Below are 280 nucleotides of genomic sequence, written 5' to 3'. Positions count from 1 at the left end.
AGATGCCCGAGTTGATCCGCAAGCGCAAGTTCCCGCTGGTCGGCGACGGTGGCGGTGTGTGGTCGTTCGTCCACGTCGCCGATGCCGCGGAGGCGACGGTGGCCGCGATCGAGCGCGGTAGGCGCGGTGTCTACAACGTCGTCGACGACGACTCGGCGCCGGTCGCGGAGTGGCTGCCGACGATGGCACAGGCACTGGGCGCCAGAAGGCCGGTGCACGTGCCGCGCCTCCTCGGTCGGCTGTTCGCCGGCGAGGCGGGCGTGGTGATGATGACCGAGCT

At 70.7% G+C, this 280-nt stretch carries 1 protein-coding gene; it reads left to right on the top strand.

Features of this window, described 5'->3' with window-relative positions; translation table 11 throughout:
- The coding region (locus RM445_RS32170) for an NAD-dependent epimerase/dehydratase family protein (RefSeq protein ID WP_311560629.1) at window positions 1-280 on the top strand (280 nt) is incomplete at both ends.

This window comes from Pseudonocardia charpentierae (genome assembly GCF_031845345.1).
Lineage (GTDB): Bacteria > Actinomycetota > Actinomycetes > Mycobacteriales > Pseudonocardiaceae > Pseudonocardia > Pseudonocardia charpentierae.
This window is presented reverse-complemented; position numbering and strand designations above follow the sequence as displayed.